The sequence below is a fragment of the Mariniradius saccharolyticus AK6 genome (assembly GCF_000330725.2).
GTDB lineage: Bacteria > Bacteroidota > Bacteroidia > Cytophagales > Cyclobacteriaceae > Mariniradius > Mariniradius saccharolyticus.
The window spans coordinates 1-2247 of the sequence record NZ_AMZY02000025.1 but is presented as its reverse complement, the minus strand read 5'-3'; the positions used below and the strand labels follow the sequence as shown (position 1 = coordinate 2247).

Genomic DNA, 2247 nt, shown 5'->3' with positions numbered 1-2247 from the left:
ATCAGACCAACCTTTGCCTGGGACATTGTCCAAGGTCTTCCAGGTTTTCAGCCCATCATCGGACCTTTGGATTTCAAAATGCGAATTGTTCCATTCTTTGGCTGTAGCCCAAGTGACAAGTACTTTCCGGTTTTCACGTCGGAATACCACATCAAAATAATTGAACTCCACCGGCAAAATTCGACAACCCCCATAAAATGCGGGGATGGGGGAGATATTTACATTCGGCGCGGTAGCAGGTGGAAAGAGCCCTTCGATGTCCCCGTTTGGCGCCCGGTCGTTGCAGATTACCAATGATCCCGAGTTCCTTACATTGATGGTGGCAGAACTTCCGGTTCGATTCAAATTGCCTTGAATCAGTACATCGCCATTGTTGTTGACTTCAAATGCTGCCCCGCCGACATTCGGTAGGTCGACATTTGATTCGAAAGTCGCGACTACATTGTCATTGAAGACGAATGGCCTGTTGACCGTGGCGGTACCCCTTACAACAAGAGAAACGTCATCATTCAAAGTGATGGAAGCGCTGCCCACATTGGGAAGGTTGAGGTTGCCGTTTAGAAAAATCGACGAAGTACCTGATACATTCAAAAGTCTGTTGATCTCGGTATTCCCATTGACCGTAAATGTCACATTATCCGAAATATTGAATGAATAGGAAGAAGTATTTGCCATCCTGAAATCCCTATCCACAGTAAAACTTGAGTTGCCGGATGCAACAATATCCCGATTGATAATGGCGTCTCTCCCAACATTGAGCGAGCCATTTCCATTGAGATTGATTCTCACCGGCGAGGTTCCGCCGTTGTTGGACACAACGAGATCGCGTCCCGTTTCAAAGTTTCCCTGAATGTTCATTACTGCACGGTCCGTGTCCAGGTTGGTGTCATTGGAGACAGAGACATTTGAATTCGGACCAATAAAAAACTCCCGGTTGTTACTCCCACCGTTATTGGGGAATGTGAGTGAGGCGGCGCTCAAGGTCGTCTGAGGAATGCCATTTGACGCATTTGTCACATTCACCAAAGCGTTGGGTCCGACGGTGAGTGCGCCCGAAATATTCATTTGTCCTCCATTGGATACCGTGAGATTTGTGCCCAAGTCCTGCAAAGTCACGTTATTGGAAAAATTGGCAGTGCCTGAAATGTTGACTATCCCTCTTAGAGTCGCAGTATTTGAAACCGTCAAGGTCCCGGTGGATGAATTTGTAAAGCTTGTGTTGACTGTTGCGAGACTCAGTGTTGGTACGGTCATTGCACCGGAATTGGTCACGGTGCCGGAATTGTTGACCGTGAGGTTTCCATTCTTTGTGCCCGAGTTGAGAAAGGTAGCCGAATTGTTCAAGGTAAGTAGGTCACTCTTTATTCCGCTATTTGTAAAGGAAGCGTTGTTATTCAATGTCACCGCCCCGCTTTGATTTCCCTGATTGTTGTAGGAGCTTGAATTTGAAAGAAGGACCGGACGGCTTATTGTGCCGAGGTTGTTGACACTTCCATTGGTCACAGTCAGAGTCCCGGCATTGTTATAGGCGCCTGTGGAAAAAACATTGAAGGAACTGGCGGCATTGTTCAAGATCAGATCTCCCCGGAATGTTCCATATACGTTGACCGTGAGCCTATTTGTATTTGTGTAACCTGTGAAGTTGCCCGAAAATGTAAAGCCCTCATCAACACATACGGTTACATTGTTGCGATTGGAGAGGTTGATTGGGTTGGAACGGTTAAAACGGATACAAACCACAGAATTGTCAGTGACCGTATACCCTGCCAGGCCGTTGTTGGTGATCGTAACCGTACAACCAGTGCATTGACTTTGAGCATTTCCGCTAAGAAAAATCCCAAGCAAAATGCTTAAGGTACAGAAAAATCCTCGGGGAAAACTCATTGAATCGTTAAGCAGCATCTTGGAATATCCTTAAGGAAGAAAAAACGCATCCAGAATATTTTCGGATCTGTGGGGTGATGAAATTTATTCTTATAGTTATTTAGTGGCTAAAATAGGCACACAATTCTCCCGCTGCCAGCCTTCGTTCCAAAAAGTGGATATATTTTGATTATTATCAAGAAAAAACGTGGTATTTCCGGGGTTTTTATTTTTGGATATGGCAAAAAACCAGATGAAGTTAAAATGTTTCACAGGCACTTACCGGATCTGACTCTCACTGTATTATTGATTGAGAAATTACTGTCAAAATAGTTGAAATCGCGGTTCAGCCATCAATCCTGCGCGATTACCTTGTGGTACTCC

1 protein-coding gene is annotated in these 2247 nt (G+C 45.2%); it reads right to left on the bottom strand.

Features of this window, described 5'->3' with window-relative positions; genetic code table 11:
• Positions 1-1884 (bottom strand): beta strand repeat-containing protein (locus C943_RS20415; RefSeq protein WP_169334644.1); only part of this gene is annotated, 1884 nt, incomplete at its 3' end.
• Between the last annotated feature and the right edge of the window lie 363 nt (positions 1885-2247).